Genomic DNA, 684 nt, shown 5'->3' on the forward strand with positions numbered 1-684 from the left:
TCAAAATCAGAATATGGTGATAACGAAAAAACAAACAAAGAAATCGAAGCAGCCAAAAAAGTTGCTGATCAATTAAAGAAAGATGGTTGGAGTTTTGCTTCTCATACTTGGGGACACTTGAATATGACACAAGCTTCTTTAGCCGATATCCAACAAGATAATGAACGTTGGCAAAATGAAGTTGCACCTATTTTAGGCAAAACAAATATTTTGATCTACCCATTTGGCGCTGACATCAGCGATTGGCAACCTTATTCTGAAGCAAATCAAAAATTTGCTTACTTGAAACAACAAGGATTTGATATCTTCTGCAATGTCGATGCCTCAACTCCTGCATGGGGACAACTAGGAACTGACTACTACCGTAACGCCAGAATCAATATTGACGGTATCCGTTTCGAAGCTGACCTAAAAGGAGAAAATCCAATACTTGATCAATTTATCAACGTCAAAGAAGTGTATGACCAAAAAGATCGAGGATAGAGGTTGTGAAAGAAGCGTCCAGCTCCGAGCAAATAAGAACTAGATTTCTAAAATAGTTTCTCATATTTTGGAAATCTAGCGCTTATTGCTGAGGAGTTGCTTCTTGAACACCGTGGATAAGGTTATAACGAAGATAGTAGCCCACGGCTACAATAATCACATCCTGCTGAAATTGCTTTTCTTTAAAATGATTCATCGTCA

Annotated in this window: 1 protein-coding gene and 1 pseudogene; one reads left to right on the forward strand and one right to left on the reverse strand. The window is 37.9% G+C overall.

Annotation, left to right across the window (positions count from 1 at the left end; translation table 11 throughout):
• Positions 1–483 (forward strand): polysaccharide deacetylase family protein (locus D1643_RS11250; protein WP_160710672.1); only part of this gene is annotated, 483 nt, incomplete at its 5' end.
• Between the two features lie 118 nt (positions 484–601).
• On the opposite strand, the pseudogene D1643_RS11255 reads toward D1643_RS11250, so the two are convergent.
• A pseudogene (locus D1643_RS11255) lies at positions 602–679 on the reverse strand (IS6 family transposase); the annotation flags it as partial.
• Positions 680–684: the final 5 nt, after the last annotated feature.

Source organism: Enterorhabdus sp. P55 (genome assembly GCF_009911695.1).
Classification (GTDB): Bacteria; Actinomycetota; Coriobacteriia; order Coriobacteriales; family Eggerthellaceae; genus Enterorhabdus.